We start from the raw sequence: 25,723 nt of genomic DNA, 5'->3' as shown, positions 1-25,723 counted from the left end.
CATCACGCGGCGGCATCGTCCTCGTTCGACGCCGAGGGCAGCGCCGGCCGATCGTCGCCGTAGCGCGCGAGGACCTCGACCGGCCCGACTTCTTCGATCTCGCGCGCCCCCGGCTCGATGTTGAGGTCGCGGAACTTGCGCGCGGTGACTAGCGACCGCCCCTCGAAGCTGGCAACGAAGCTGTTGTAATTATTGACCGCGCTGGTCAGCCCGGACCCGACCTTGCGCAGATCGCCCGCCGCTTTCGCCAGCCGTTCGTACAGTTCCTTGCCAAGCTCGCCGATCTGCCGCGCTTCCTTCGCCAGCCGCTCCTGCCGCCACACCGCCGCCACCGTCCGAGCGATCGCGATCAGGTTGGTCGGGGTCGCCAGCAGCACCCGCTGGCGGAAGGCGAAGTCCCACAACGTGCCGTCCTGCTCGAGCGCCGCCGACAGGAAATGTTCGCCCGGGATGAACATCACGACATAGTCGGGGGCGTCGGCGAACTGCGCCCAATAGGCCTTGTTGCCGAGCGCGTTGACGTGTGCCTTGATCGCCGCGGCATGGAGCGCGAGGTGCCGCTCGCGCTCGGCCTCGTCGACCGCGCCGAACGCATCCTGGTAGCTGTTGAGGCTGACCTTGGCGTCGATCACGAGGTTCTGCCCGCCCGGCACCCGTACGATCACGTCGGGGCGGAGCCGCCCGCCCTCGCCGTCGTCGCGGCTGACCTCGGTCTGGAAATCGCAATGCTCGCTGAGCCCGCACGATTCGAGCACGTTGCGAAGCTGCTGCTCGCCCCACCGGCCGCGCGCCTTGGGCGCGTTGCGAAGCGCGTTGACCAGCTTCGCCGCTTCGGCAGACACCCGCTCGGTGCCGCTTTTCATCGCCTCGATATGCCCGGTGAGCAGCCCGAAATCCTTGCGCCGCTCCTCCTCGACCTTGCCGACGGCTTCTTCATATCGTTGCAACCGGTCGTGAACCGGCTGGAGCAACGCCTTGATCTTGTTGCCAGACGTCGCCTCGGACTCGCGAAATCGCTGGTCCGCGCGGTCGAGGAACTGCTTCTGCGCATTTTCGAGCAGCTTGCCGCTGACCTCGGCGAACTGGGCACGAAGCCCGTCCTGGATCGCCACCAGTTGCGCCACCTGCTCGGCATGCTTTTCGGCGCGAACGCCCTCGGCGGCCTTGAGCGCCGCAAGCTCGCCGCCGACCGCCGCCAGCTCGGCGCGCACCGCCCCGGTCTCCGCGCGGGCCGACTCGCGCTCGGAGGTCACCGCGTCGAGCTGCATCCTCAGCGACTCGGCGACCGCCTTGCCCTGCTCGCCCCCGCGCTGCCCGACCAGCCAGCCGATCGCCGCCCCGACGAGGAGCGCGACGAGAACCAGTCCGATCACCGCGACGCTGCTCACCATCATCTCCCTCTGGCTTCTCCCGCCGGAACGAAACGCGAACCTACCCGCGCCGTCGGTCACCCGCAAGCGGAACCTTTGACGCCAGGACGCCGTTCGCCCACCATCGGTGGCAAAAGGAGAGACCATGTCCATTCGCAAGATGATCGCGCTTCACCCGGCGTCGAAAGCCCATACCAACCAGGCGCTCGGCGACGCGGTCCACCACCTGATGTATTGCGCGAAAATGTGCGCGAGCTGCGCCGACGCCTGCCTTGCCGAAGACATGGACATGACCCAGTGCGTCCGGCTCTGCCTCGACTGTTCGGACATTTGCGACGCGACCGCGCGGCTCGGGCTGCGGCGGACCGGCGACGACAACCAGGTGCTCCGCGAGCTGCTCGAGCTGTGCGCGCGGATGTGCGAGCAGTGCGCCGCCGAGTGCGAGAGCCACGACCACGAGCATTGCAAGCTGTGCGCGCAGATCTGCCGCGAGTGCGCCGCCGACTGCCGCAACGCCGCGCAATCGCTCGGCTAAGCGGGGATCGTCGTCCCGTCCCACGCGACATGGTCGCCGCTGCGCTCGGGCCCGGCGGCGGCGATGACGTCGAGCAGCGCCGCCGCGCTATGGTCGGGCGTGAACAGCCGGTCGGGCGCGACCCCGCGCTGGAACGGCGCCGACAGCGCCGAATCGACCGTTCCCGGGTGGAGCAACAGCGCCGTCGCGAGCGGCCGCGTCCGTCGCCACTCGAGGCTCAGCGTCCGCACGAACTGCGCCGCCCCCGCCTTGGCCATCCGATAGCCGACCCAGCCGCCGAGCCGGTTGTCCGAAATCGACCCGACCCGCGCCCCCATCATCGCGAAACAGGCGGGCACATCGCGCGGAATCAGCGGTTCGGCGTGGCGCGCGACCAGCGCCGGCCCGATCGCGTTGACCGCGTAAAGCCGCGCAAGCGCCGCCGCGTCGATCTCGCGCAGCGCCCGTTCGGGGTTTACCTCCGCGTCATGCAGCAGGCCGCCGGTCACCAGCACGAGATGAAGCGGCCCTTCCAGCCGCGCGAACAGCGCCGCGATCGTCTCGGGCCGCTCGAAATCGACGAAGAGCGCCTCGCGCCGTCCGGCGACGATCAGCTCGCCACAACGAGGGTCCCCCGAAATCCCCGCCGCCATCGCCCGCCCTATCGCGCCCGGCGCTACCACCAGCGCGCGATAGCCGTCGGGCAGCGTCACGCCTCGAGCGACGCCTGCATCAGCGCGACGTCGAGCGTCTGCCCGAACTTTTGGCCGACCCCCCTGAACGTCCCGACCGGGACGAAGCCGCACGCCGCGTGGAGCGCGACCGAGGCGGGTGAGCCGCCGCCGATCAGCGCGAGCATCTGGCGAAATCCCGCCGCCCGCGCCGCCTCCATCAACGCCCGCATCAGCGCCTTGCCAATCCCGCGGCCCTCACGTCCCGGGGCGACATAGACGCTGTCCTCGCAAGTCCAGTCGTACGCCCGCCGGTCGCGGAAGAAACTGGCGTAGGCGAAACCGGCCAGCGCGCCGTCCTCCTCGATCGCGAGGAACGGCCAGCCGCGCTGCTGGATCATCGCCATCTTCTCGCCCCACGCGACGACGCTCGGCCCCTCGGTATCGAAGGTCGCGATGCCGTTCCTGGCATGATGATCGTAAATCGCGGCGATCGCGGGCAGATCGTCCGCCGTCGCGGTGCGGATCACGCCGCCAACCCCGTCAAGCCGCCTTGGCCCCGCGCTCGCGCCGAACCTTGGCAAGCTTCTTGAGCACCATGTCGCGCTTCAGTTTCGACAAATGGTCGATGAACAGCACGCCTTCGAGATGGTCCATCTCGTGCTGCAGGCACACCGCCAGCAACCCGTCGAGTTCCTCCTCGTGATGCTCGCCATTCTCGTCGAGCCAGCGCGCGGTCACCCGGTCGGGGCGCATCACCTCGGCATATTGGTCGGGGACCGACAGGCAGCCCTCGCTGTACGGCACCTTGCGGTCCGACGCCCCGACGATCTCGGGATTGATGAACACCCGCGGCTCCTTGACCGGCGGGCTTTCGGGATCGTCGGGGTCGGCCGGCTCCTGCAGGTCCATCACCAGCAGCCGCTTGGGCACCCCGACCTGCACCGCCGCCAGCCCGATCCCCGGCGCGTCGTACATCGTGTCGAACATGTCGCGGATCAGCGTCCGCAACTCGTCGTCGACATTTTCGACCGGGGTCGAAATCTGCCGGAGCATCGGGTCGGGGGTCTCGTAAATCGGAAGCAGCGCCATGACCGGCGATCTAGTCGCTTCCGCCCGCCGCTTCAACTCACCGGGCGATCCGCCTAGCTCACGGGTCGTCGCGCCCGCAGCGCCTGCGCCAGCGTCCCCTCGTCGAGATAGTCGAGCTCGCCCCCGACCGGAAGACCGTGCGCCAACTGGGTGATCCGAATGGGAAACGTCTCGAGCCGCTCGGCGAGGTAGTGCGCCGTCGTCTGCCCCTCGAGAGTCGCGTTCATCGCCAGCACCAGCTCGTCAACCGCGCCGTCCCCGACCCGCGCCATCAGCTTGTCGATGCTCAGATCCTCGGGCCGCACCCCTTCGAGCGCGCTCAGCCGCCCGCCGAGGACATGGTAGCGCCCGGGAAACAGCCGCGCCCGGTCGAGCGCCCACAGGTCGGCGACCTCCTCGACCACGCACAGCATCCGCTCGTCTCGGCGCGGGTCCCGGCAGATCGCGCACGGGTCGCTGGTGTCGACATTGCCGCACACCGAGCAGGTCGAAAGAGTCTCCTCGACTGCCTGCAACGCGGCGAGCAGCGGCACCAGCGCCGCCTCGCGCTTTTTCATCAGGTGAAGCACCGCGCGCCTGGCCGAGCGCGGCCCGAGCCCCGGAAGCCGGGCGAGCGCCTGCGTCAGCGCCTCGATCTGGTGCGATGCCATGCAGCGGAGGTAGGCATTTCCGCCGCTTTCCGCCATAGCGCGCGCATCATGCGGATCATCTTCATGGGGTCGCCGGCCTTCGCGGTGCCGACGCTCGACGCGCTGGTCGATGCCGGGCACGAGATCGCGGCGGTCTATACTCAACCGCCGCGCCCCGCCGGGCGCGGCAAGGCGTTCCAGCCGACCGCGGTCGATCGTCGCGCCCGCGCGCTGGGACTCGAGGTGCGCTCGCCGCGCTCGCTAAAGGGCGACGACGAGCAGGCCGCCTTCGCCGCGCTCGGCGCCGACATCGCGGTCGTCGCCGCCTACGGGCTGATCCTGCCGCAGCCGATCCTCGATGCGCCGGCCCACGGCTGCCTCAACGTGCACGGCTCGCTGCTCCCCCGCTGGCGCGGCGCCGCCCCGGTCCAGCGCGCGATCATGGCCGGGGACGACGAGACCGGAGTCACCATCATGCAAATGGAGGCCGGGCTCGACACCGGTCCGATGCGGCTCGCCCAATCGCTCCCGATCGGCGAGAGCAACGCGGCGCAACTCACGGAAAGACTGGCCGAACTTGGCGCCGAGCTGATGATCCGAGTTCTTGCCGACTTGAGGTCCTATCCCCCCGTGCTGCAGCCCGAAGAAGGCATCACCTACGCCGCCAAGATTTCCAAGGACGAGGCGCGGATCGACTGGACGCGCTCTGCCACCGAGATCCAGCGCCACGTGCAGGGCCTAGCGCCCTTCCCCGGCGCCTGGTTCGAAGCCGGCGGCGAACGGGTCAAGCTGCTCGACGCCGAGGTCGTCGACGGAAGCGGAGCGCCCGGCACCGTCGTCGGCGAACCGCTCGTCATCGCGTGCGGCGAGGATGCGCTCCACGCGCGCACGCTCCAGCGCGCGGGCAAGGGGCCGCTCCCGGTCGCCGATTTCCTCCGTGGTTATCCGCTCGCGCCGGGTACCCGCGTCGAATGACCCGCTGGCGCCTCACGATCGAATATGACGGCGCGCCGTTCATGGGGTGGCAGCGGCAGGACCACGGCCCCTCGGTCCAGCAGGCGCTCGAGGAAGCGATCGAGCAGATGACGGGTGAGCCGGTGCGCCTCCACGCCGCCGGACGCACCGATGCCGGCGTCCACGCGCTCGGAATGGCCGCGCACGTCGATATCGACCGTCCGCTTACCGCGCACCGCCTGCGCGAGGGCGTGAATGCGCTCGCCCGTCCCGCCCCGGTCGCGATCCTCGCCGCCGAGCCGGTCGCCGATGACTGGCACGCGCGGTTCAGCTGCACCGGCCGCCGCTACCTCTACCGCCTGCTCGCCCGGCGCGCCCCGCCAGCGCTCGATCGCGGCCGCGTCTGGCATCTCGCGCTTCCGCTCGACGATGAGGCGATGCGCGAGGCCGCCGCGCACCTCGTCGGCCTCCACGACTTCACCACCTTCCGCTCAGTCAACTGCCAGTCGGCCAGCCCCATCAAGACGCTCGATTCGCTCGACATCACGCGCGAAGGTGACGAGCTTCACGTCCGCGCCGCCGCGCGCAGTTTCCTCCATCACCAGGTCCGCTCGATGGTCGGTTGCCTCGCGCTGGTCGGACAGGGCCGCTGGACGCCCGGCGACATGAAGGCCGCGCTCGACGCGAAGGATCGCCAAGCCCTCGGCTTCAACGCCCCGCCGCATGGCCTCTATTTCGTCGAGGCGGCTTACTAGACCAGCCGCTCGCGCGCCGCCGGCTGGCCGAGGAAGGCCTGCGGGCTCGCACTCAACCCATAGGCCCCCGCGCAAAAGATGGCGACGAGGTCGCCGACCCGCGTTTCGGGCAGCATCACGGCATCGCCGAGCAGATCGATCGGCGTGCAAAGACAACCAGTTACGGTCACTTCCTCACTCGCCACCTGACTGAACCGCGAGGCATTGGCGATCGGGTAATTGCGCCGCAGCGTCTGCCCGAAATTGCCCGTCGCGGCGAGCATGTGGTGTAGGCCGCCGTCGGTCACCGCGAAGGTCGTGCCCCCGCTTTCCTTCACGTCGACCACCCGTGCAAGGTAAACTCCCGCTTCGCCCACCAGCCACCGCCCGAGCTCGATCGCATATGCCGTTTCCGCCAGCACGTCAGGCGCCGCTCGAATCGTCTCATCCAGCCCCGCGCCGACGGCGGCAAGGTCGAGCGGCTCGTCGACGGCCGCATAGGGAATCCCGAACCCGCCGCCCAGGTTCAGATCGCGCACCGGCATTCCGACTGCCGCGGCGACCTCGCCCGCCAGCGCAACGGTCGCGCGCTGCGCCTCGACCAGCACCTCGGCGCGCAGGATCTGGCTTCCCGCGTAGACATGGAGCCCGCGCCAGTCTGCGCCCCGCTCGACCAGCCAGCGGATCAGCGCGGGCACCCGCGCCGCGTCGATCCCGAAGGGCGAGGCACGCCCGCCCATCGTCATCCCCGCGCCTTTCAGCGCGAACGGCGGATTGACCCGCACCGCGACCCGAGGGGTCGTCCCGCACGCTTCGGCAAGCGCGACCAGCCGCGCCGCCTCGCCCTCGCTTTCGAGGTTCACCGTGACCCCCGCCGCCAAGGCGCGCGAAAGGTCGTCGTCGCTCTTGCCCGGCCCCGCCATGCTTACCGGGCGCGCCAGCCCGCCGGCGGCCTCGACTCGCGCCAGTTCGCCCGCCGAGGCAAGGTCGAAGCCGTCGACGCGGTTTTCTAGCCATGACAGCAAGTCGTCATAAGGATTTGCCTTCACGGCATAATGTAGCGCGACGCGGTCGGGCATGGCGGCGCGGAAGGCGGCGATCTTCGCCGCCATCGCCTCGCGGTCATAGAGGAACAGCGGCGTCCCGCCCGCCTCGGCGACCCACGCCTCGACCGGGCGCCCAGCTATCGCCAGCGACCCGTCATCGGCCGCGACGAAACCTGGCGGGATCGGCCCCATCGGCTTCACGACAGCATCGCCTTCATCGCCACCCGGTCGAGCTTGCCGGTCGCCCCGACCGGCAGCGCGTCGAGCCAGACCACCCGCCTGGGGCGCATATAGGCCGGGGCTTCGCGCGCGAACCACGCCATCAGCTTTGCTTCCGCCTCGTCGCCCACGCCCACCGCGACCAGCGCCACCGCCTGCCCCAGCGCCGTGTCTGCGATGCCGAACGCCGCCGCCTCGCGGACCGCCCCGCTCGCCATCGCGATTTCCTCGATTTCGTTCGGACTCAAACGGTTACCCGACACCTTGATCATCGCGTCGTCGCGCCCACGAAACCGCAGCAAGCCGTCGGCGCCGCGCACCATCCGGTCGCCCGACCAGACTTCGCGCCCGTCGGCACCGGGACGAAACCGCGCCGCCGTTCGCTCCGGATCGCGCCAATAGCCCTGCGCCACCAGCGGCCCCGAGTGGACCAACTCGCCTTCTTCGCCGACACCCGCCTCGCGCCCGTCCGCTCGCACCAGTCGCAGTTCGGCGAACGGAATCGGCCCGCCGACCGCGTCGGGGTGCGTGTCGACCAGCGCCGGATCGAGGCTCGCCGAGCGGAACGCCTCGGTCAGCCCGTACATCAGGTGCAGCCGCGCCGCCGGAAACAGCACACGCAGCCGCCGCACGACCGGCTCGGCGAGATGCCCGCCGCTGTTCGTCAGCGTGCAAAGCGTCGTCCCCTCGCCCTTGCTCCAGTCGAGCGCGACGAGTTGCTGCCACAGCGGCGGCACCCCGGCGAGCACGGTGACGTCATGCCGCCGGACCGCCTTTTTCACATCGTTCGCAAGCAGATAGTCGAACGGCACTACACACCCACCGGCATACCAGGTCGAGAGCAGCTGGTTCTGGCCATAGTCGAACGCCAGCGGCAGCACCGCCAGCGTCCGGTCGCGTCGCTCGAGCTCAAGATAATGCGCGACGCTTATCGCCCCGAGCCAAAGGTTGGCATGGCTCAGCATCACCCCCTTGGGCCGCCCAGTCGATCCCGAGGTGTAGAGCAGCGCGACCAGTTCGTCCGGATCGCAGGGCGACGGCGGCAGCGCCTCGTCCCCGTCGCGCCACTCCTCCAGCGCAACCGCCGGCAACGCGGTCTCAAGCCCGTCGAGCCGCGCCGCGTTTGCGACCAGCAGCCGCGCCCCGCTGTCCTCGAGGATATGCCGCGCCTGCGCTGCCTTGAGCACCGGGTTGATGGGCACGTGAACCAGCCCCGCCCGCGCCGCAGCCAGCGGCATCAGGCAGGCCAGCCGCGTCTTGCCCATCCATGTCGCGACCCGGTCGCCGGGCGACAATCCACGCGCGGCGAGCGCCGCCGCAATTCGCCCGACCGCCTCGTCGAGCGCGGCGTAGGTCATCGCCTCGCCGCCAACCTCGATCGCGACGTCGCCCGCCGCGCCGTGCCGCGCGAGATGGTCGATCGGATAAGGCGTCGGGTCGGGTGTCACGCCCCTTTCCCTAGGCATCCGGCGTCCGCTTATCCAGCTTGCCACCCGCCGCCCCCTCCCCTAGGCCCCCGCGCATGGCTTCAGGGGTTCGCCGCATCGAAGGGGAAAAGATGGTCGACGCGACGCTTCGCGCGATCCTCGCCGACACGCTCGGCCTCGCCCCCGCGACCGTCGCGACCTTCACCGACCAGACCGCGCTGTTCGGCGCGCTGCCCGAACTCGATTCGATGGCGGTCGCGACCCTGCTCACCGCGATCGAGGAACGGTTCGGGGTGCTGATCGAGGACGACGACGTCGAGGCCGACGATTTCGCCACTTACGGAAACCTGCTGTCGTTCGCCGAGCGCCTGACGCTGCGCTGAACTACTCCGCGGCCTCGAGCGCCTCGAACTCGACCTCGGCAAGGAACCGCTCGGCATCGAGCGCGGCCATGCACCCCGTTCCCGCCGCGGTGACCGCCTGGCGGTAGATCTTGTCCATCACGTCGCCGCACGCGAATACGCCGGGCACGCTGGTCCGGGTCGATCCGGTCTCGACCTTCAGATAGCCGTCCTCGTCGAGCGCGAGCTTGCCCGCGAACAGCTCGGTCGCCGGGTGATGGCCGATCGCGACGAACGCGCCCTCGACCTCGAGCCGGCTGACCTCGCCGGTCTTCACGTTGCGGACGTCGAGCCCGACCAGCGCCTCGGGCTGCCCCCCGCCGACAAATTCGACGACCTCGCTGTCCCACATCAGCGTGATGCCGGGATGCGCGAACAGCCGCTCCTGCAGGATCTTCTCGGCGCGCAGCGAGTCGCGGCGGTGGATCAGCGTGACGTCATGGCTGTGGTTGGTGAGGTAGAGCGCTTCCTCGACCGCGGTATTGCCGCCGCCGATCACCGCGACCTTTTTCCCGCGATAGAAGAAGCCGTCGCAGGTCGCGCAGGCCGAAGCGCCGCGCCCCTTCATATGCTCTTCGCTCGGCAAGCCCAGCCACTTCGCCTGCGCCCCGGTCGCGATGACGAGCGCGTCGGCGTGGTATTCACCCGAATCGCCCTTAAGCACGAACGGGCGGCGCGACACGTCGACCTCGTTGATATGGTCCCACACCATCTTGGTGCCGACATGTTCGGCCTGCGCCTGCATTTCCTCAACCAGCCACGGGCCCTGGATGACCTCGCGGAAGCCGGGGTAGTTCTCGACGTCGGTGGTGGTGGTCAGCTGCCCGCCGGGCTGAATACCCTGGATGACGACCGGGCTGAGGCCCGCTCGCGCGGCGTAGATGGCGGCGGTAAGGCCGGCGGGACCCGACCCGAGGATGATCAGGCGCGAGGAGAGGATGTTGGACATGGCCGCCACTTAAGGCGCGCCATGTCCAATCGCAATCGTCCTAGAGCGCGCGGCGACCGCGCACGAAGTGGAGCACCAGCACGATCAGGCCGATCACCAGCAGGATGTGGATCAGGCCGGTGGTGACGTGGAAGGCGAACGCACCGAGCAGCCACAGGACGATGAGGATGATGGCGATGGTCAGCAGCACGGATATTCTCCTCAGGGGGGAAGGTGCGGCTGCAATCGTCGGCGAACGCCTTTGGTTCCGCCTAGAGGATGAACACCGGGGTCGGGTCGACCACTTCGGGATAGGCGGGCGCCTGTCGGCATTCGGGGCGCTCGCCCGGCCGGTAGCGGCGGGGGTCTGGCTGGCCGGTCCGCGGTCCCTTGAGCGGAATCGGCCGGAGGCACATCGTCTCGCGCCGCTGCGGCTGGTCGGGTTCGCGCGACGCGGCAGCCGCCCCCGCGACCGCCGGGGTCGCGACAAGCAGCATGGCAGTCAGGCAGGCGATGCGCATCGCGTCCCTGTAAGGCGTCGCGCCGACGACTGCAAATCGAACGCATCCGAAACGGTCTGACCCGCCGATAAACCCTTTCCGGCCATTCCCCGGACGGTCAGACCAACCTCGACTGCTTCACCGCCGCGCCGATGAAGCTGGCGAACAGCGGGTGCGGCTCGAACGGGCGGCTCTTGAGTTCGGGATGGAACTGGACCCCGATGAACCACGGATGGTCGGGGCGCTCGACGATCTCGGGCAACTCGCCGTCGGGCGACAGGCCCGAAAAGACCAGCCCGCCCTTTTCGAGGGCCCCGCGATAATGGTTGTTGACCTCGTAGCGATGACGGTGCCGCTCGCTGATCGCGGTGGTCCCGTAGACCGAGGCGACATGGCTGTTGGCGCCCAGCGTCGCCGGATAGGCACCGAGTCGCATCGTGCCGCCCATGTCGGTCTCGGCGCTGCGCTTCTGCAGCCCTTCCTCGCTCATCCACTCGGTAATCAGCCCGACCACCGGTTCGCTCGTCTCGCCGAACTCGGTGGTCGAAGCGGCGGCGATTCCGGCGGTGTTCCGCGCGCCTTCGATGCACGCCATCTGCATGCCGAGACAGATGCCGAAGAACGGCACCTCGCGCTCGCGGGCAAAACGGACCGAGGAGATCTTGCCCTCGCTGCCGCGCTCTCCGAACCCGCCGGGGACGAGGATTCCGTGCAGCGGCTCAAGCTCGGCGGCGAGGTCGACGTCGGCCTTTTCGAACAGTTCGGCGTCGATCCAGCGGATGTTGACCTTGACCCGGTTGGCGAAGCCGCCGTGGACCAGCGCCTCGCGCAACGACTTGTACGCGTCGGGCAGCCCGACATATTTGCCGACCACGCCGATCGTCACCTCGCCCTCGGGATGGTCGATACGGTCCATGATGTCGGTCCAGCGGGCGACGTCGGGGTCGGGCGCGTCGCTGATTCCGAACACGCTCAGCACCGCCGAGTCGAGCCCCTCGCGGTGATACTGGATCGGCACGTCGTAGATCGAGCGCGCGTCGAGCGCCTGGATGACGTGGCTCGGCGGCACGTTGCAGAACAGCGCGATCTTGGCCCGCTCGGCCTCGGGGATCTCGCGGTCGGCACGGCACAGCAGCACGTCGGGCTGGATGCCGTAACTGGTGAGTTCGCGCACGCTATGCTGGGTCGGCTTGGTCTTCAGCTCGCCCGCCGCGGCGATGTAGGGGACCAGCGTGGTGTGGACGAAGCAGCAGCTGTCGCGGCCGAGGTCGTTGCGAAGCTGGCGGATCGCCTCGACGAACGGCAGCGACTCGATGTCGCCGACCGTCCCGCCGATCTCGCAGATGACGAAGTCGAGCCCCGCCGTGTCGGCCTGCGCGAACTCCTTGATCGCGTTGGTGACATGGGGGACGACCTGCACCGTCGCGCCGAGATAGTCGCCGCGCCGCTCGCGCGCGATGATGTCGCGGTAGATCCGGCCCGAGGTGATGTTGTCGCTCTGGTGCGCGCTGACCCCCGTGAACCGCTCGTAATGGCCGAGGTCGAGGTCGGTCTCGGCCCCGTCGTCGGTGACGTAGACCTCACCGTGCTGATAGGGGCTCATCGTCCCCGGATCGACGTTCAGATAGGGGTCGAATTTGCGAATGCGCACGGCATAGCCGCGCGCCTGAAGAAGCGCCCCGAGGGACGCCGCGAGAAGACCTTTGCCGAGGCTCGAGACCACGCCGCCGGTGACAAATACATACCGCGCCATGGGAGTCGGGCCTTAGGGACCAGCCCCCCGTCCACGCAAGCGCGGAATCGGCCGGGCCGCAAAAAAACTGGGGTTACTGGAGGGGGACCGCCGGCGAGGGAGTGGTCGGCGCGGGCGTTCCCGGCGCCGGCGTCGCGGGCAGCTTCTGGCCCGTCTGCGGCTTCACCAGCGACGAATCGAACTTCGGCGTCTCACGCGCGCCGGCGATCGCCGCGAGCAGGATGCACAGCGCGATGAACAGCCCGCCGAGGATCGCGGTCGCCCGGGTCAGGAAGTCGGCCGCGCCGCGCGCGGTCATGAACCCGCCCGACGAGCTGGCGACGCCGAGCCCGCCACCTTCCGAGCGCTGCATCAAGATGACCCAGACGAGCAGGGCGGCGACGATCGTCTGGACGATCAGCAGGAAGGTGAACATCGGGCGACTTTCAAAAACGGGAAAACGGGTCGGCGCGCGATCTAGCGGGTGCGGCGCGCTTTTTCAATTCGCGGCGGCGACGATCGGCAGGAAGTCGGCCGCGGTGAGGCTCGCCCCGCCGACCAGCGCGCCGTCGACGTCGGGCACCGCAAAAATCTCGGCCGCGTTCGATCCCTTGACCGAACCGCCATAGAGTAGGCGCACCGCGCCCCCCGCCTCGCCATAGGCCGCGACTAGCCGCTCGCGCAGCGCGGCGTGCATCGCGGCGATGTCGTCCATCGTCGGGATCCGCCCGGTCCCGATCGCCCAGATCGGCTCGTAGGCGACCGCGGTGACCGGCCGGTCGGGAAGCGAGGCGTCGAGCTGCGCCGAGACGGTCGCGACCGCCGCCCCCGCCTCGCGCACGGCGAGGCTCTCGCCGACGCACAGGATCACCTCGAGCCCGGCATCGAGCGCGGCGCTCGCCTTGGCGCGGACATCGGCGTCACTCTCGTGCTGCGCCTCGCGCCGCTCGCTGTGCCCGACGATCGTCAACCGCGCCCCCGCGTCTTGCAACATCGCCGCCGACACGCAGCCGGTATGCGCGCCGCTGGCGCTGGCATGGACGTCCTGTCCGCCAACCGCGAAATTCGGCGCGGCGCGGCTGGCGCGCTCGATCAACGTGGCGGGAAGGCACAGGGCGACGTCGCATTCGGCCGGCGCGCGCGCGATCTCGACCAGCTGGCCGAGGTCGGCGGCCAGCCCGTTCATCTTCCAATTGCCCGCAACCAGCTTCTTCAGCGCCATATCGACTGCCTTTCCTTTGCCCGTCACCGCCCCTAAAGCGGCCGCCACACATTTCCAAACATCGAGATTTCCTCGCCTTATGCTCAATGCGCTCCGCAAGTCCGCCAATTCGACGGCCGGCAAGATCGTCTTCGTCGCCATCGGTCTCGCCATCCTCGCAGGTTTCGCGCTCGGCGACATCCAGAGCCTGCGCAGCGGCAGCGGGTTCGGCGACAATAGCGGCACGCTGGCGAGCGCGGGCGGCAACGACCTGACCGAGCGCGACCTCACCGAAGCCGAGAAAACCGCGCTGACACAGATGCGCCAGCAGAACCCGGCCGCGAGCTATGCCGACCTCGTCCCGCAGTTCGACAGCTTCGTCAACGACCTCATCAACGAGCGGGTGATGACCGCCTTCGCCGCCGACCAGAAGCTGATCATCTCGAAGGCGATGATCGATGCCGAGATCGCTAACATTCCCGGCGTTCGCGGGCTCGACGGGCGGCTCAGCGAAGCCTCGTACAACCGATGGCTCCAGCAGCAGCAGCTGACCGACGCCGGGGTGCGGCGGATCATCATGGGCGACATCGCCCGCAAGCTGACCATCGCTCCCGCCGGCGCGGTGCCGCAGGTGCCGGTCGGGGTCGCCTCGCAATATGCCTCGCTGCTGCTCGAACAGCGTGACGGACAGGTGGCGATGGTCGCGGTCGAGCCGTTCAAGGCCGGGCTCAACCCGAGCGCGGGCGACCTCCAGGCCTATTATGCGCAGAACAGGGCGCGCTACACCGTTCCCGAACAGCGGGTGCTGCGGATTGCCCCGATCAACCCGGCCTCGCTGCCGGTCCCGGCGCCGACCGACGCCGAAATCGCCGCCTATTACGACGCCAACAAGGCGACCTATGGCGGCACCGAGACGCGGAACCTCAGCCAGGCGGTGGTCGCCGATCCCAAGGTTGCCGCGGCGATCGCCGCCAAGGTGCGCGGCGGGGCGAGCTTCGCCGACGCCGCCAAGCCCGCCGGACTCGCCGCCGCCGACGTCGCGCTCGGCAGCAAGAACCGCACCGATTACGAGGCGCTGGTCGGCAAGCCCGCATCGGACCAGGTGTTCGCCGCCGCCAAGGGCAGCGTGGTCGGCCCGGTCAAGACCGCGCTCGGCTGGCTGGTCGCCAAGGTCGAGGGCAGTGGCGGCACGCCCGCCCGCCCGCTCGCCGCGGTACGTGGGGAGATCGTCACCAAGATCACCGACGCCAAGCGCCAGCAGGCGATGGCCGACATCGCCGGCAAGATCGAGGACAAGTTGGCCGACGGCGCGAGCCTCGCCGACACCGCCAAGGCGTTCGGCCTGACGCTCACCGATACCCCGCCGATCACGGCCAGCGGCGCGTCGCGCGCCGACCCGGCCTACAAGTTCCCCGCCGACCTCCAGCCGGTTCTAAAGGACGGATTCGACCTCGCCGCGAACGACGAGCCGATCGTCAAGGATCTTGGCGGGGGCAAGGGGCTGGCGCTGGTCGGGGTCGGGCAGATCATCGCCCCCGCCCCCGCCCCGCTCGCCTCGATCCTGCCGCAGGTCAAGGCCGACTGGATCCAGAAAAAGGCGTCCGACCTCGCCCGCGCGACCGCCGCTCAGGTCGCCGCGAAGGTCGCCGGCGGTGCCTCGGTCGCCGACGCGATCAAGGGCGCGGGAAGCGGCGTCATCGCCCGCCCGATCAGCGCGCGCCGGATCCAGATCGCGCAGATGCCCCCGGCGCTGCAGGCCCCGGTCAAGATGCTCTTCTCGCTCGGCCAGGGCAAAAGCCGGATGACCGCCGGCCCGCAGGGGCAGGCCTTTTTCATCGTCAAGCTCGACAAGATCACTCCGGGCAACGCGACGCTCCAGCCCGCGCTGGTCGCGCAGACCCGCAACGAGTTCCAGCGCCCGACCGGCGACGAGGTCTCGCGCCAGTTCCTCGCGGCGATGGCGAAGCAAGTCGGCGTCAAGCGCAACGAGTCGGCGATCGCGGCGGCCAAGGCCCGGCTGAGCCAGAGCGCCGAATAAGCGTTAAGGTGCGCCGCCCGCGGCTGCTGCTGGTCGACAATGTCGACAGCTTCACCTTCATGCTCGCCGATTCACTTCGCCAGGCGGGTGCCGAAGTCGAAGTCGTCCGCAACAACGCGCTCGACCCGGCGAAGGACTTTTCGCGCGGGGTGGACGGCGTCGTCACCTCCCCCGGCCCGGGCGCGCCCGAAGACGCGGGCGTCTCGTGCGAAGTCGCCCGGATCTGCGTCGATCGCGCGATCCCGCTGCTGGGGATCTGTTTCGGGCACCAGGCGCTCGCGCTCGCCTGCGGGTCGGCGGTCGAGCGAGTGGCCCCAATGCACGGCAAGGTCGCGCGGCTTGGTCATGACGGCTCGGGCCTGTTCGGCCACCTGCCGCAAGGGTTGGCGGTGACGCGCTACCACTCGCTCGCCGTTCCCTCGCCCCGGCCGCCGCTGGTCGCCAATGCGTGGAGCGAGGACGGCCTTGTCATGGGAATTCGTCATTGCGAATCGCCGGCGCACGGCTTCCAGTTCCACCCCGAAAGCATCGCCACCGAGCAGGGAATCGCGTTGCTGGGCGCCTTTGTGTCGATTTGCCGACAGACTTGACGCTTCCGCGAATGTTTCCTAAAGGTTCTTTGTTCGTTCCCGACGACGGAGATTGATGTGCTTACCGCCAAACAGCATGAGCTGCTCCATTTCATCAATCAGCGCCTCGGCGCGACCGGCGTCAGCCCGAGCTTCGACGAGATGCGCGAGGCGCTCGACCTCAAGTCGAAGTCGGGCGTCCACCGGCTGATTTCGGCGCTCGAGGAACGCCAGTTCATCCGCCGCCTGCCCAACCGCGCCCGCGCGCTCGAGATCGTGCGCATGCCCGACGCCGCAATCCCTGCCGCTCCCGCCCCTTCGCCCGCCCCGCGCCCGGTGGTCCCCGCCGCCGCCAACGACACGATCGAGATCCCGCTTCACGGGCGGATCGCCGCGGGCACGCCGATCGAGGCGCTCCAAGGGACCGAGGGCTTCGCGGTTCCCGCCGCGCTGCTCGGCCCGGGCGAACATTATGCGCTCGAAGTGTCGGGCGATTCGATGGTCGAGGAAGGCATACTGGACGGCGACTATGCGCTGATCCGCAAGGCCGACACCGCGCGCGAAGGCGAGATCGTGGTCGCACTGATCGACAATGAGCAGGCAACGCTCAAGACCTTCCGCCGCGAAGGACAGATGATCCGGCTCGACCCCGCCAACCGCCACTACGAGGCGCAGCGCTATCGCCCCGACCAGGTCGCGATTCAGGGGAAGCTGGCGGGCCTCATACGGCGCTACTGATGGCGCGGATCGATTATGTCGAATTGCCGAGCGTCACCGCGCACGAGGTGACTCGCGGCTTCTACGCCAAGGCGTTCGGCTGGACGTTCACCGACTACGGCCCCGACTATGCGTCGACCACCAGCGGCGACGTCGACCTCGGGCTCAACGGTCAGCCGGGCGACGCGCTCGCCGCGCCGCTGCCGGTGATCCGGGTCGACGACCTCGACGCGGCGCTCGGCGCAGTCGACTCGGCGGGCGGAACCATCTCGCGGCCGATCTTCTCCTTCCCCGGTGGACGGCGATTCCATTTCATCGACCCGTCGGGCAGCGAGCTCGCCGTCTGGGAATCGTCGGACGCCGCGACAAGCTGAGACCAGGGGTCGCGGCCGACCCGGTCGGCGACCGTGTCGAGACGCGGCGTATCGCCAAGCGTGACCGCGACTCCGCCGGTGCGGCGAAGCGCCGCGCCATCGAGTTTCAGCCAGCGCGGGGCGCAGGCGCTCGGCAGGCGCCTCGGCGACGACGATGTCGGCATCGCGGCAGGCGGCGACCAGCCCGGGCCAGTCGATCAGGTTCTTCGTGCGAATCGCCAGCAGCCGCCACGCCCGTCCGTCCCTGACGAGATCGGCGATGCAGGTGTCGGGGCCGCAGCGCGCGAAGGGCTGCTCGTCGAGCGCCTGCGGCTTGCCGTCGAACGCCGACACTTCGGCAAGCAGGTCACGGACATAGGCGCCGGCCCGCGGACGGAGGATCGCCGGGATCCCGTCGCCACGAACCACCGCGAGATGACGCCCGTCACCGGTGACCAGCAGGTCGGGCACCGGGGTCGCCGCGGCGGCCACCGCGCCGAACGCCACCGGCACCAGGCCAAACCAGCGCAGCCGGGTCGACCAGAGCGCGAACCACAGGCCGCCGATCATCATCGCCGCGAAGGTCACGCGCGGAAAGCCGGGGAGCATCGCCACCGCGCCATGCGGGTCGCCGACCCGGTGGGCGAGCGCGAGCAGGACATGGATCGACCACCCTGCCGCGCGCCACAGCGGCACGCCGAGCCCGAGTGGGTCGGCCACCAGCGCCAGCGCTTCCAGCGGCATGATCACGAAGGTCGTCCAGGGTATCGCGAACAGGTTGGCGATCACGCCGTAGAAGCCCGACCGGTGGAAATGGAAAAAGGCGATCGGCATCAGCGCGAGCTCGACCGCCAGCCCGGTCAGCACCAGCCCCGCCCCCGACCGGGCGAGCCGCGCCGCCCAGCCTTCTTCGCGCGGCACGAGGAAACGGCGAACCGGCGCGAACGAATGGAACACGACGATCGCGATCACCGCGGCGAAGCTCAGCTGGAAACTCGGCCCCGCGACCGCCTCGGGCCGGACGATCATCACCGCCAGCGCGGCCACCGCGATCAGCCGCAGGCTGATCGATTCGCGCCCGATCACGATCCCGAGGAGGACCAGTAGCGCGGCCAGGCAGCTTCGCACCGTCGGCACCTGGAAACCGGTCAGCACCGTATAGCCGATCCCCGCCAGCGCACCGGCCAGCGCGGCGACTACCACCAGGTTGACCCGCAGCGCGATCGCCGGGAACAGCGCGAGCAGCCGCAACGTCAGGAACATCGCCGCCGCGACCGCCGCGGCGATGTGAAGCCCGCTGACCGACAGCAGGTGAGTGAGCCCGGCGCGGCGCATCGCCTCGGCATCGGGTTCGGCGACCCCGGCCTGGTCGCCATTGGCGAGCGCGACCGCGATCTCGCCCTCCGACCCGCCGAGCCGCTCGCGGATATGCGCCCCGAGCTGGCGCCGCGTCGCGTCGAGCCCGGTTTCGGGCTCGCGGACGATGATCGCCGGCGGATCGAGCGCCCGCCCGACCGCGCCGATCCCCGCGAACCACAGGTCGCGCGCGAAATCGTGCGTTCCGGGCAGCGTCATCGTCGGCGGCGGCTGGAGCCGCGCGCGCACCGCCACGATCGACCCGGTACCGAGCGCGGGATCGACCTGGCCCTCGCGAACCGACACGCGCACGCGCGGCGGCACGCCCGGCGCGCCGACCGGGTCGAGCAGCAGCCGGACCTGGCCGAGCGCGGGGCGAAGCTCGACCGCCTCGACCGAGGCGCGAAAGGTGGCGACCGTCGGCCGGTCAAGCCGCGGCGCGGCGAGGCTTTCGGCGCGCCACCAGCTCCACCCGCACCCCGCCGCCAGCGCGACCCCGACGACCAGCATCGCGCGCTGCAACCGGCTTCGCGCGGGCACGAGCACGGAGGTCAAGGCGATCCCGACCGCGGCGACCATCCACCCGACCCATGCCGCCATGTCGGGCAGGGCGAACCAGGCCGCGATCCCGATCCCGAGGCAGGCGATCGCCCAAAGAGGGAGCGCCGCGCGCTCGCGCTCGAGAAATGCCTCGACCGGGCCGAAAATGTCGGGAATCGCAGGCAGCACGAACGGGCGCCACGCCGGTGGTTCCGGGGACGCCTCCGCTATGCTAGGGGCGCGCATCCAGTCCATTCGGCCGGACCAGACAAGAGCAAAGCGCGCCTCAGCGCAAGCAGGAAAAGTGACCGTTTCCAACCCCGACCCGCGCGAAGTCGTCACCCGCTTCGCCCCCTCCCCGACCGGCTTCCTGCACATCGGCGGCGCGCGCACCGCGCTGTTCAACTGGCTGTTCGCGCGCCACCACGGCGGCCGGTTCCTGCTGCGGATCGAGGACACCGACAAGGCGCGTTCCACCCCCGAGGCGATTGACGCGATCCTCGACGGGATGCGCTGGCTCGGGCTCGATTGGGACGGCGAGGAATATTACCAGTCGCAGTTCGCCCAGCGCCATGCCGCGGTCGCCAACCAGATGCTCGAAAGCGGTCATGCCTATCGCTGCTGGATGAGCCAGGAGGAACTGGCCGAGCAGCGCGCCGCCGCGCAGGCCGAGCGCCGCCCGTTCCGCATCGACAGCCCGTGGCGTGACCGGACCGATGGCCCCGCCGACCGTCCCCACGTCGTCCGCCTCAAGGCACCGCGCGAGGGCGAGACGGTGATCGACGATCGCGTCCAGGGCCGGGTCACCGTCCGCAATGCCGAGCTCGACGATTTCGTCCTGCTCCGCTCCGACGGCAGCCCGACGTACATGCTCGCAGTGGTGGTCGACGACCATGACATGGGAGTCACTCACGTCATTCGCGGCGACGACCATCTCAACAACGCCTTCCGCCAGCTGGCGATCATCCGCGCGATGGGCTGGCCCGAGCCGGTCTACGCCCACGTCCCGCTGATTCACGGCGCCGACGGCGCGAAACTCAGCAAGCGCCACGGCGCGCTCGGGGTGGACGCCTATCGCGACGAGCTCGGGCTGCTGCCCGAGGCGGTCAACAACTACCTCCTCCGCCTCGGCTGGGGCCACGGCGACGACGAGATCATCGGCCGCGAGCAGGCGATCGCCTGGTTCGACCTCGACCATGTCGGCAAGTCGCCGTCGCGCTTCGACTTCAAGAAGCTCGAGAATCTGAACGGCCACTATGTCCGCGAGGCCGACGACGCGCGGCTTGCCGACCTTGTCCTGCCCAGGCTCGGAGCGAGCGCCGACCGCGACCTGCTGGTCCGCGCGATGCCCGAACTGAAGGCGCGCGCCAACGACCTGAACGCACTCGCCGACGGCGCGGCCTTCCTGTTCGACGCTCGCCCGCTTTCTCTTGACGAAAAGGCGAGCGCCCTGCTCGATCCGCCCGCTCGCGCGCTGCTTGCCGAGGTCCACGCGGCGCTATCCGCCCTGCCCGAATGGAGCCACGACGCTACCGATGCTGCGGTGCGGCAGGTTGCGGAAGAGGGCGGTCTTAAGCTAGGAAAACTTGCCCAGCCGCTTCGCGCGGCGCTCACCGGGCGAACGACGTCCCCGGGCATCTTCGACGTGCTGGTCCTGCTGGGCCGCGACGAGAGCCTCGCCCGGATCGCCGACCAGATGGAGCCGATTCAATGACCGACCACAACGTCACCCTCCATACCGAGGGCAACGACGCCAGCTTCCCGCTGATCGAAGGCTCGGTCGGCCCCGACGTAATCGACATCCGCAAGCTCTATGCGGAAACCGGCAAGTTCACCTACGACCCGGGCTTCACCTCGACCGCCTCGTGCCAGAGCGCGATCACCTTCATCGATGGCGACGAGGGCATCCTCCTCCATCGCGGCTACCCGATCGACCAGCTGGCCGAACAGTCGACCTTCATGGAGGTCGCCTATCTGCTGCTCCACGGCGACCTGCCGAACCGCGCCGAACTCGACGACTTCACCACGACCATCACCCGCCACACGATGGTGCACGAGCAGCTGGCGACCTTTTTCCGCGGTTTCCGCCGCGACGCGCACCCGATGGCGATCATGTGCGGGGTGGTCGGCGCGCTGTCGAGTTTCTACCATGATTCGACCGACATCACCGATCCGCAGCAGCGGCTGATCGCCTCGCACCGGCTGATCGCCAAGATGCCGACGATCGCGGCGATGGCGCACAAATATTCGATCGGCCAGCCGTTCCTCTATCCCGACAATTCGCTCAGCTACACCGGCAACTTCCTGCGGATGACGTTCGGCGTCCCGGCCGAGCCCTATGTCGTCAACCCGATCATCGAAAAGGCGATGCGGCGGATCTTCATCCTCCACGCCGACCATGAGCAGAACGCCTCGACCTCGACGGTCCGGCTCGCCAGCTCGTCGGGCGCCAACCCCTTCGCCTGCATCGCGGCGGGGATCGCCTGCCTGTGGGGCCCGGCCCACGGGGGCGCCAACGAGGCGGCGCTCAACATGCTGCGCGAAATCGGCGACGTGAAGAACATCCCCGCCTACATCGCCCGCGCCAAGGACAAGGACGATCCGTTCCGGCTGATGGGCTTCGGCCACCGGGTTTACAAGAATTTCGACCCGCGCGCGAAGGTGATGAAGGCCACCGCCGACGAAGTGCTCAAGGAACTCGGCAAGAGCGACCCGGTCCTCGACGTCGCCAAGGAGCTCGAACATATCGCGCTCAACGACAGCTATTTCATCGACAAGAAGCTCTATCCGAACGTCGATTTCTATTCGGGCGTGATCCTCAACGCGATCGGCTTCCCGACCGAGATGTTCACCGCGCTGTTCGCGCTCGCCCGCACCGTCGGCTGGGTCGCGCAGTGGAACGAGATGATCGCCGATCCCGAGCAGAAGATCGGGCGTCCGCGGCAGCTCTACGTCGGGGCGACCCGCCGCGACTACGTCCCGGTCGACCAGCGCTAGGCGTCAGTCGCGCGCCAGCGGCAGGACGAGCGTGAAGCGGGCACCCTCCCCCTTCGCGCTTTCCAGCCGGATGTCGCCCCCCATCGACCGCGCGAGGCGGCGCGAGATGACGAGGCCGAGCCCGGCGCCGCCGTCGGTCTGGCCGAGCCGTTCGTAGCGCTCGAACAGGCGCTGCTGGTCGGCGCGGTCGATCCCCGGCCCCTGGTCGGCGACCGTGACCTCGATCGTTCCGCCCGCCTTTTCGAAAACCATCGCGACCGTCCCGCCCGGCGGCGAGTGGCGGATCGCATTGCCGAGGATGTTGACCAGGATCTGGACGATCGCGCGGGGCTCGCCGCTGACGAGGTGGCGAAGCTCGGGCCGGTCGATCTCGATCTCGACCTGCCGCGCCAGTGCCGAGGATTCGACCAGTCCGACCGCCTCCGCGGCGATCGCAGCAATGTCGACGCGCTGGTCGAAGCCCTCGGGCGCGTCGTTCATCGTCCCGATCACCGACAGCAGGTGCCGCGCGGCCGAGGCGATGTCGCCGGCGTAGCTGGCATAGTCGCTCCTCAGCGGCCCGTCGGCGCGTTCGACGATATGGTCGGCCGAGGCGATGATCCGGTCGAGCGGCGTACGCAGCGCGCGGTCGAGCGTCTCGTCGAGCCCGGCCTCGATCGCCGCCCCCGTCGCGGGACCGGGAGCCAGCTCGATTCCCGACACCCGCCCGTCGAACCCGACGAAGCGGCCCTGCTCGTCGTGCAGCGGCTGGGCGGTGAGCAGCATTTCGCGCGTATCGGCGCCATGGCGCGCGGTCGCCCGCTGCCCGTTTAGGTCGGCCTGCGCCGCCAGCGCCGACAATAGCGGCATCGCTCCGTCGTCCTCTTCGAGCAGGCGGAACAAGCGGGTCAGCGGCTTGCCCACCGGATCCTCGTCGGCGCCCAGCCACTCGGCCAGCCGCGGCGACATATCGGTCAGGTGCAGCCGGGCATCGGTCGCCCATGTCAGCGGGTCGGGCGCCGCCCCGGCGTCGGCCTCCTGCTCGTCGGGCATCGCGCCGAGCGCGAGCCGCGCGGCGGCGGCGGGGCGCGCCGACCAGCGCTCGATCACCAGCGTCACTCCCTCGGCATCGGGCTCGGCCTTGACCCACAGGTCGAGGTCATGACCGTCGTCGGCGGCGAGCACCGCGCGCGAGAGCGGCACGACCAGCGTCTGCGCCGAGCGCGCCAGCGCGGCAAGCTGCGGCACCGCGAGCGGGTGGCCGAGCGCCGATCCCGCGGCGGCCTGAAGCTGCTCGAGGGACGGGTCGGCCGATACCAGCCGTCCGTCGCGGTCGACCCGCCCGGTCACCGGGGCGTCAGGCGCCGCGCTCGCCATTGCCTCTGTTTTCGTCGGCGTCGAGCGCTTTCAGCGCGTCGCGATACTTGCGCGGCAGCTGCATCCAGCGCCGCTCCTGCTCGACATCCTCGTCGGACAGCCGGTCATATTCGCCGATCGCCGCCGCCGGGTCGCGCATCCCGAGCGGCTCGCCCAGCGCGACCACGATCCGCGCCGCGGTCGGCCGGTCGATTCCAGCCAGTCGCGCCAACAGCATGGTGCAATGCGCTCCCTGCTCGACCAGCATCAGCCAGCCGGTGACCGGGCCAACCCCGGCGCGCACGCTGAGCATCGCCGACAGCAAGGCGACCTCGCCCGCTTCGGCCAGCCGCGCGGCAAGCTCGTCGGTGGCGCGCCCGCGCTCGTGAAGTAGCCGGGCGAGCGCGGCGACCCGCGCGTCGAGCCGGTTGTCCTCGTCGTGGCGCGCGATCAGATCGAGCGCGGCGTCGGCCAGCGCCGGGTCCTGATCCGCCCCGTCGTTCCCGAGGCCGAGCCGGAGCGCGGCGGCGATCATCTGCACCAGCAGTTGCGCCTCCTCTCCGGGCAGGTCGTCATATTCGAGCAGCAGCCGTCCGAAGCGGTCCTTGCGCCGCCCGCGCGCGACGGTCAGCGCCATCGCCGATTCGGCGATCGCCTCGTCGGCGTCGCCGACCATCGCCGCGACCGGCCCGCCGGCTCCCGCCGACGACAGCCGTTGCTCGTCGCTCCGGCGAAGCAGCAGCGCGACCAGCTCGGGCCGGTCGAGCACCCGCCGCTCCCACAGGCGGCGGAGAAGTCCGGGACGCGCGACCTCGATCCGCTCGGCAAGCGCGTCGGGGAGCCCGACCATCAGCTCGTCGACGAGCTGGTCGAGCAGTCCGGCGAGCATCCCGCCCATCAGCGCCCGTTCCTGCTCGGTCAGCCGGACATCGTCGTCGAGGAAGAAGTCGGTCCGCACGGCGGACAGCCGGTCGCGCCCCCGCGAACGCGTGGCAGGACCGCTATGGTCGGCCGCCAAGGCGGCAATCGGCCATTCCACCGGTGACATCCGCATCGCGTTAGCGCGATTCGATTAACGCGTAATCAACGCGGTGCGTCGCTGTCCAAATGCTGGACATGCTGAATATAGAAGAACCCCGCAGCGGAACCGAGCGCGAGGAGCGCGAGATAGGCGGGCCATGCCTCCGCCGCCGCGAAGGGCAGCGCGGCGACGATCGCGTTGCGCCGCGACACCAGCCACGGCTTGCCCGGGATGGTCGCCCCGATCGCCTCGATCCGGCTGGCCTCGGCAAAGGCGGCGGCGGCCAGCGCGGCGACGATCGCGCCCCAGCCGCTTCCATGGCGCGCGGCGAACATCCCCGCCGCGAGCAGCGCCAGCCCCGAAGCGGGCCACAGCAGCCGCCGCGCCAGGTCCTTGGCCGGGACCGGCCGCAGCCGGAGCAGCGCCAGGCGCCGCGCGATGAGATCGAGCGGCAGGCTGAGCGACAGCATCACCATCGCCGCGACGACCAGGCTGCGGGTGAAACAAAGCGCGGCGGCCAGCGTCAGCCCGACCGCGCTCCACGACAGCGCCGCCGGGGTCACGCGAGTTTCCATCAGCCGCTCGACCGCGACGTCCTCGATCATCGGCAGCAGGTAGAGCGCGGTGGCATCGTCGCGCCCGCCGCGGCTGGCGAGGATCAGCTGGCGCTCGAACCCCTGGAGCGCCTCGGGCCCCTCGGCGAGCAGCGGACCGGCCGATCCCTCGGCCACCGGGCGCAGCGGAACCCCGGCCTGGATCGCGCGGCGCAGCAGCGTCGATTGCAGGTCCCAGTCGCCAAGCATCGCCGCGGTCGCCCCGACCAGCCCTGATTCGAGCCGCGCCAGCCCGCCCCAGCGGCGCCCGCCGTCGATACGCTCGAACCCGGCATGCAGTTCGTCGTCGGCGACGGTGAGGATCGCCGGTCCGCGATCCCCTGCGATCGCGAGGACGTCGGTCACGTCGGGTGCGACCCCGTCGGCAAGCAGCAAGACGTCGCTCCCCGCCTCGAACCGGCTCGCCGCCTCGGCCGGGTCGCTGACCGCGATGATCGTGATCCCCTCGCCCGCGAGCCGTTCGAAAGCCTCGTTGAGCGCGGGCGGAATGCGTTCGACCAGCGCGACGATCGGCGCCGCGCCGACCCCTGCCAGCACCCGCGCCTGATAGTCGAACAGCGTCCGTCCGGCGAGCGGAAGCAGGGCGCGAAGCCCACCCCGGTCGTCTTCCTGATAGGCGCCGATGAGGGCGGCGAGCGCCATGACCCGTGAAAACTCCCTGCCCGCGGCGAACGAAAGCGCGACCATAGGGCAGGAGCCATCGTAATGACTACCCGCATCGACCGCGCCGCCCGCATTTGTCGGTGGAAAAAACGGTTAAGCGGC

General features: G+C 69.8%; 26 protein-coding genes and 1 pseudogene. 10 read left to right on the top strand and 17 right to left on the bottom strand.

Annotated elements, in window-relative coordinates; genetic code table 11:
- Positions 1 to 2: 2 nt before the first annotated feature.
- Positions 3 to 1,388, bottom strand: a complete 1,386-nt coding sequence (locus ABDK56_RS01115; protein WP_502959241.1) for a DNA recombination protein RmuC — start codon at positions 1,386 to 1,388, stop codon at positions 3 to 5.
- Positions 1,389 to 1,515: 127 nt separating this feature from the next.
- Between ABDK56_RS01115 and ABDK56_RS01110 the strand changes: the two genes are divergently transcribed.
- The gene (locus tag ABDK56_RS01110) at positions 1,516 to 1,905 is read left to right on the top strand and encodes a four-helix bundle copper-binding protein (protein ID WP_349806226.1); all 390 of its coding nucleotides are present in this window, start codon (positions 1,516 to 1,518) and stop codon (positions 1,903 to 1,905) included.
- Here ABDK56_RS01110 and ABDK56_RS01105 read toward each other — a convergent pair.
- The 4 genes from ABDK56_RS01105 to recR are packed head-to-tail and all read right to left on the bottom strand — an operon-like array spanning position 1,902 to position 4,297.
- Positions 1,902 to 2,597 carry a Rossmann-fold NAD(P)-binding domain-containing protein gene (locus tag ABDK56_RS01105; RefSeq protein WP_349806225.1) on the bottom strand — a complete coding sequence of 232 codons (696 nt, stop codon included), beginning with the start codon at positions 2,595 to 2,597 and terminating at the stop codon, positions 1,902 to 1,904. The two genes, ABDK56_RS01110 and ABDK56_RS01105, sit on opposite strands and share 4 nt — an antisense overlap.
- Positions 2,594 to 3,085: a GNAT family N-acetyltransferase gene (locus tag ABDK56_RS01100; protein WP_349806224.1), complete on the bottom strand. Its 492-nt coding sequence runs from the start codon at positions 3,083 to 3,085 to the stop codon at positions 2,594 to 2,596. The genes ABDK56_RS01105 and ABDK56_RS01100 overlap by 4 nt, the downstream gene beginning before the upstream one ends.
- A gap of 13 nt (positions 3,086 to 3,098) precedes the next feature.
- On the bottom strand, positions 3,099 to 3,647 hold the full coding sequence (gene def, locus ABDK56_RS01095; protein ID WP_349806223.1) for a peptide deformylase: 549 nt from the start codon (positions 3,645 to 3,647) through the stop codon (positions 3,099 to 3,101).
- A 53-nt stretch (positions 3,648 to 3,700) separates the two neighbouring features.
- Positions 3,701 to 4,297 carry a recombination mediator RecR gene (gene recR, locus ABDK56_RS01090; protein WP_349806222.1) on the bottom strand — a complete coding sequence of 199 codons (597 nt, stop codon included), beginning with the start codon at positions 4,295 to 4,297 and terminating at the stop codon, positions 3,701 to 3,703.
- Between the two features lie 48 nt (positions 4,298 to 4,345).
- On the opposite strand from recR, the gene fmt reads away from it, so the two are divergent.
- Together fmt and truA are read left to right on the top strand one after the other, a co-directional pair.
- Entirely contained in the window at positions 4,346 to 5,251 is a 906-nt protein-coding gene (gene fmt, locus ABDK56_RS01085) for a methionyl-tRNA formyltransferase (protein WP_349806221.1), read from the top strand.
- Positions 5,248 to 5,985: a tRNA pseudouridine(38-40) synthase TruA gene (truA, locus tag ABDK56_RS01080; protein ID WP_349806220.1), complete on the top strand. Its 738-nt coding sequence runs from the start codon at positions 5,248 to 5,250 to the stop codon at positions 5,983 to 5,985. The genes fmt and truA overlap by 4 nt, the downstream gene beginning before the upstream one ends.
- Here truA and ABDK56_RS01075 read toward each other — a convergent pair.
- Positions 5,982 to 7,211: a pyridoxal-dependent decarboxylase, exosortase A system-associated gene (locus ABDK56_RS01075; protein ID WP_349806219.1), complete on the bottom strand. Its 1,230-nt coding sequence runs from the start codon at positions 7,209 to 7,211 to the stop codon at positions 5,982 to 5,984. The genes truA and ABDK56_RS01075 overlap by 4 nt on opposite strands.
- Positions 7,208 to 8,695: an AMP-binding protein gene (locus tag ABDK56_RS01070; protein ID WP_502959240.1), complete on the bottom strand. Its 1,488-nt coding sequence runs from the start codon at positions 8,693 to 8,695 to the stop codon at positions 7,208 to 7,210. Before ABDK56_RS01070 ends, ABDK56_RS01075 begins: the two co-directional genes overlap by 4 nt.
- 56 nt (positions 8,696 to 8,751) lie before the next feature.
- Here ABDK56_RS01070 and ABDK56_RS01065 point away from each other — a divergent pair, with 56 nt between their 5' ends.
- Positions 8,752 to 9,039: an acyl carrier protein gene (locus ABDK56_RS01065; protein ID WP_349806217.1), complete on the top strand. Its 288-nt coding sequence runs from the start codon at positions 8,752 to 8,754 to the stop codon at positions 9,037 to 9,039.
- Between the two features lies 1 nt (position 9,040).
- Here ABDK56_RS01065 and trxB read toward each other — a convergent pair whose 3' ends face one another.
- The 6 genes from trxB to tpiA form a co-directional block, all read right to left on the bottom strand.
- Entirely contained in the window at positions 9,041 to 10,006 is a 966-nt protein-coding gene (gene trxB / locus ABDK56_RS01060; protein ID WP_349806216.1) for a thioredoxin-disulfide reductase, read from the bottom strand.
- Between the two features lie 40 nt (positions 10,007 to 10,046).
- Positions 10,047 to 10,196 carry a lmo0937 family membrane protein gene (locus ABDK56_RS01055; RefSeq protein ID WP_349806215.1) on the bottom strand — a complete coding sequence of 50 codons (150 nt, stop codon included), beginning with the start codon at positions 10,194 to 10,196 and terminating at the stop codon, positions 10,047 to 10,049.
- A 61-nt stretch (positions 10,197 to 10,257) separates the two neighbouring features.
- A complete protein-coding gene (locus ABDK56_RS01050; protein ID WP_349806214.1) occupies positions 10,258 to 10,506 on the bottom strand; it encodes a hypothetical protein in 249 nt (82 codons plus the stop codon).
- A 97-nt stretch (positions 10,507 to 10,603) separates the two neighbouring features.
- On the bottom strand, positions 10,604 to 12,238 hold the full coding sequence (pyrG, locus tag ABDK56_RS01045) for a CTP synthase (RefSeq protein ID WP_349806213.1): 1,635 nt from the start codon (positions 12,236 to 12,238) through the stop codon (positions 10,604 to 10,606).
- A 73-nt stretch (positions 12,239 to 12,311) separates the two neighbouring features.
- On the bottom strand, positions 12,312 to 12,653 hold the full coding sequence (gene secG, locus ABDK56_RS01040) for a preprotein translocase subunit SecG (protein ID WP_349806212.1): 342 nt from the start codon (positions 12,651 to 12,653) through the stop codon (positions 12,312 to 12,314).
- Positions 12,654 to 12,716: 63 nt separating this feature from the next.
- Positions 12,717 to 13,439: a triose-phosphate isomerase gene (tpiA, locus tag ABDK56_RS01035; protein ID WP_349806211.1), complete on the bottom strand. Its 723-nt coding sequence runs from the start codon at positions 13,437 to 13,439 to the stop codon at positions 12,717 to 12,719.
- A 79-nt stretch (positions 13,440 to 13,518) separates the two neighbouring features.
- On the opposite strand from tpiA, the gene ABDK56_RS01030 reads away from it, so the two are divergent.
- The 4 genes from ABDK56_RS01030 to ABDK56_RS01015 are packed head-to-tail and all read left to right on the top strand — an operon-like array spanning position 13,519 to position 17,116.
- On the top strand, positions 13,519 to 15,456 hold the full coding sequence (locus tag ABDK56_RS01030; RefSeq protein WP_349806210.1) for a peptidylprolyl isomerase: 1,938 nt from the start codon (positions 13,519 to 13,521) through the stop codon (positions 15,454 to 15,456).
- An 8-nt stretch (positions 15,457 to 15,464) separates the two neighbouring features.
- Entirely contained in the window at positions 15,465 to 16,046 is a 582-nt protein-coding gene (locus tag ABDK56_RS01025; RefSeq protein WP_349806209.1) for an anthranilate synthase component II, read from the top strand.
- A gap of 57 nt (positions 16,047 to 16,103) precedes the next feature.
- Positions 16,104 to 16,763: a transcriptional repressor LexA gene (gene lexA / locus ABDK56_RS01020; RefSeq protein WP_349806208.1), complete on the top strand. Its 660-nt coding sequence runs from the start codon at positions 16,104 to 16,106 to the stop codon at positions 16,761 to 16,763.
- Positions 16,763 to 17,116 carry a VOC family protein gene (locus ABDK56_RS01015; RefSeq protein ID WP_349806798.1) on the top strand — a complete coding sequence of 118 codons (354 nt, stop codon included), beginning with the start codon at positions 16,763 to 16,765 and terminating at the stop codon, positions 17,114 to 17,116. The genes lexA and ABDK56_RS01015 overlap by 1 nt, the downstream gene beginning before the upstream one ends.
- A 573-nt stretch (positions 17,117 to 17,689) precedes the next feature.
- Here the strand turns inward: ABDK56_RS01015 and ABDK56_RS01010 are convergent.
- Positions 17,690 to 19,030: pseudogene (locus ABDK56_RS01010) on the bottom strand (ComEC/Rec2 family competence protein); the annotation flags it as partial.
- A gap of 265 nt (positions 19,031 to 19,295) precedes the next feature.
- On the opposite strand from ABDK56_RS01010, the gene gltX reads away from it, so the two are divergent.
- Both gltX and ABDK56_RS01000 read left to right on the top strand, forming a co-directional pair.
- A complete protein-coding gene (gene gltX, locus ABDK56_RS01005) occupies positions 19,296 to 20,705 on the top strand; it encodes a glutamate--tRNA ligase (RefSeq protein WP_349806207.1) in 1,410 nt (469 codons plus the stop codon).
- Entirely contained in the window at positions 20,702 to 21,988 is a 1,287-nt protein-coding gene (locus ABDK56_RS01000; RefSeq protein ID WP_349806206.1) for a citrate synthase, read from the top strand. The genes gltX and ABDK56_RS01000 overlap by 4 nt, the downstream gene beginning before the upstream one ends.
- Before the next feature lie 3 nt (positions 21,989 to 21,991).
- Here the strand turns inward: ABDK56_RS01000 and ABDK56_RS00995 are convergent, their stop codons facing one another.
- Genes ABDK56_RS00995 through ABDK56_RS00985 form a run of 3 tightly spaced genes read right to left on the bottom strand, consistent with a single transcriptional unit; the run spans position 21,992 to position 25,600 of the window.
- Positions 21,992 to 23,344, bottom strand: a complete 1,353-nt coding sequence (locus tag ABDK56_RS00995) for a sensor histidine kinase (protein ID WP_349806205.1) — start codon at positions 23,342 to 23,344, stop codon at positions 21,992 to 21,994.
- Positions 23,325 to 24,371, bottom strand: a complete 1,047-nt coding sequence (locus ABDK56_RS00990) for a DUF2336 domain-containing protein (RefSeq protein WP_349806204.1) — start codon at positions 24,369 to 24,371, stop codon at positions 23,325 to 23,327. Before ABDK56_RS00990 ends, ABDK56_RS00995 begins: the two co-directional genes overlap by 20 nt.
- 35 nt (positions 24,372 to 24,406) lie before the next feature.
- The gene (locus ABDK56_RS00985) at positions 24,407 to 25,600 is read right to left on the bottom strand and encodes a hypothetical protein (protein WP_349806203.1); all 1,194 of its coding nucleotides are present in this window, start codon (positions 25,598 to 25,600) and stop codon (positions 24,407 to 24,409) included.
- Positions 25,601 to 25,723 lie beyond the last annotated feature (123 nt).

Origin of the sequence: Sphingomonas sp. ASV193, from assembly GCF_040203355.1 — a bacterium.
Lineage (GTDB): Bacteria > Pseudomonadota > Alphaproteobacteria > Sphingomonadales > Sphingomonadaceae > Sphingomicrobium.
This window is presented reverse-complemented; position numbering and strand designations above follow the sequence as displayed.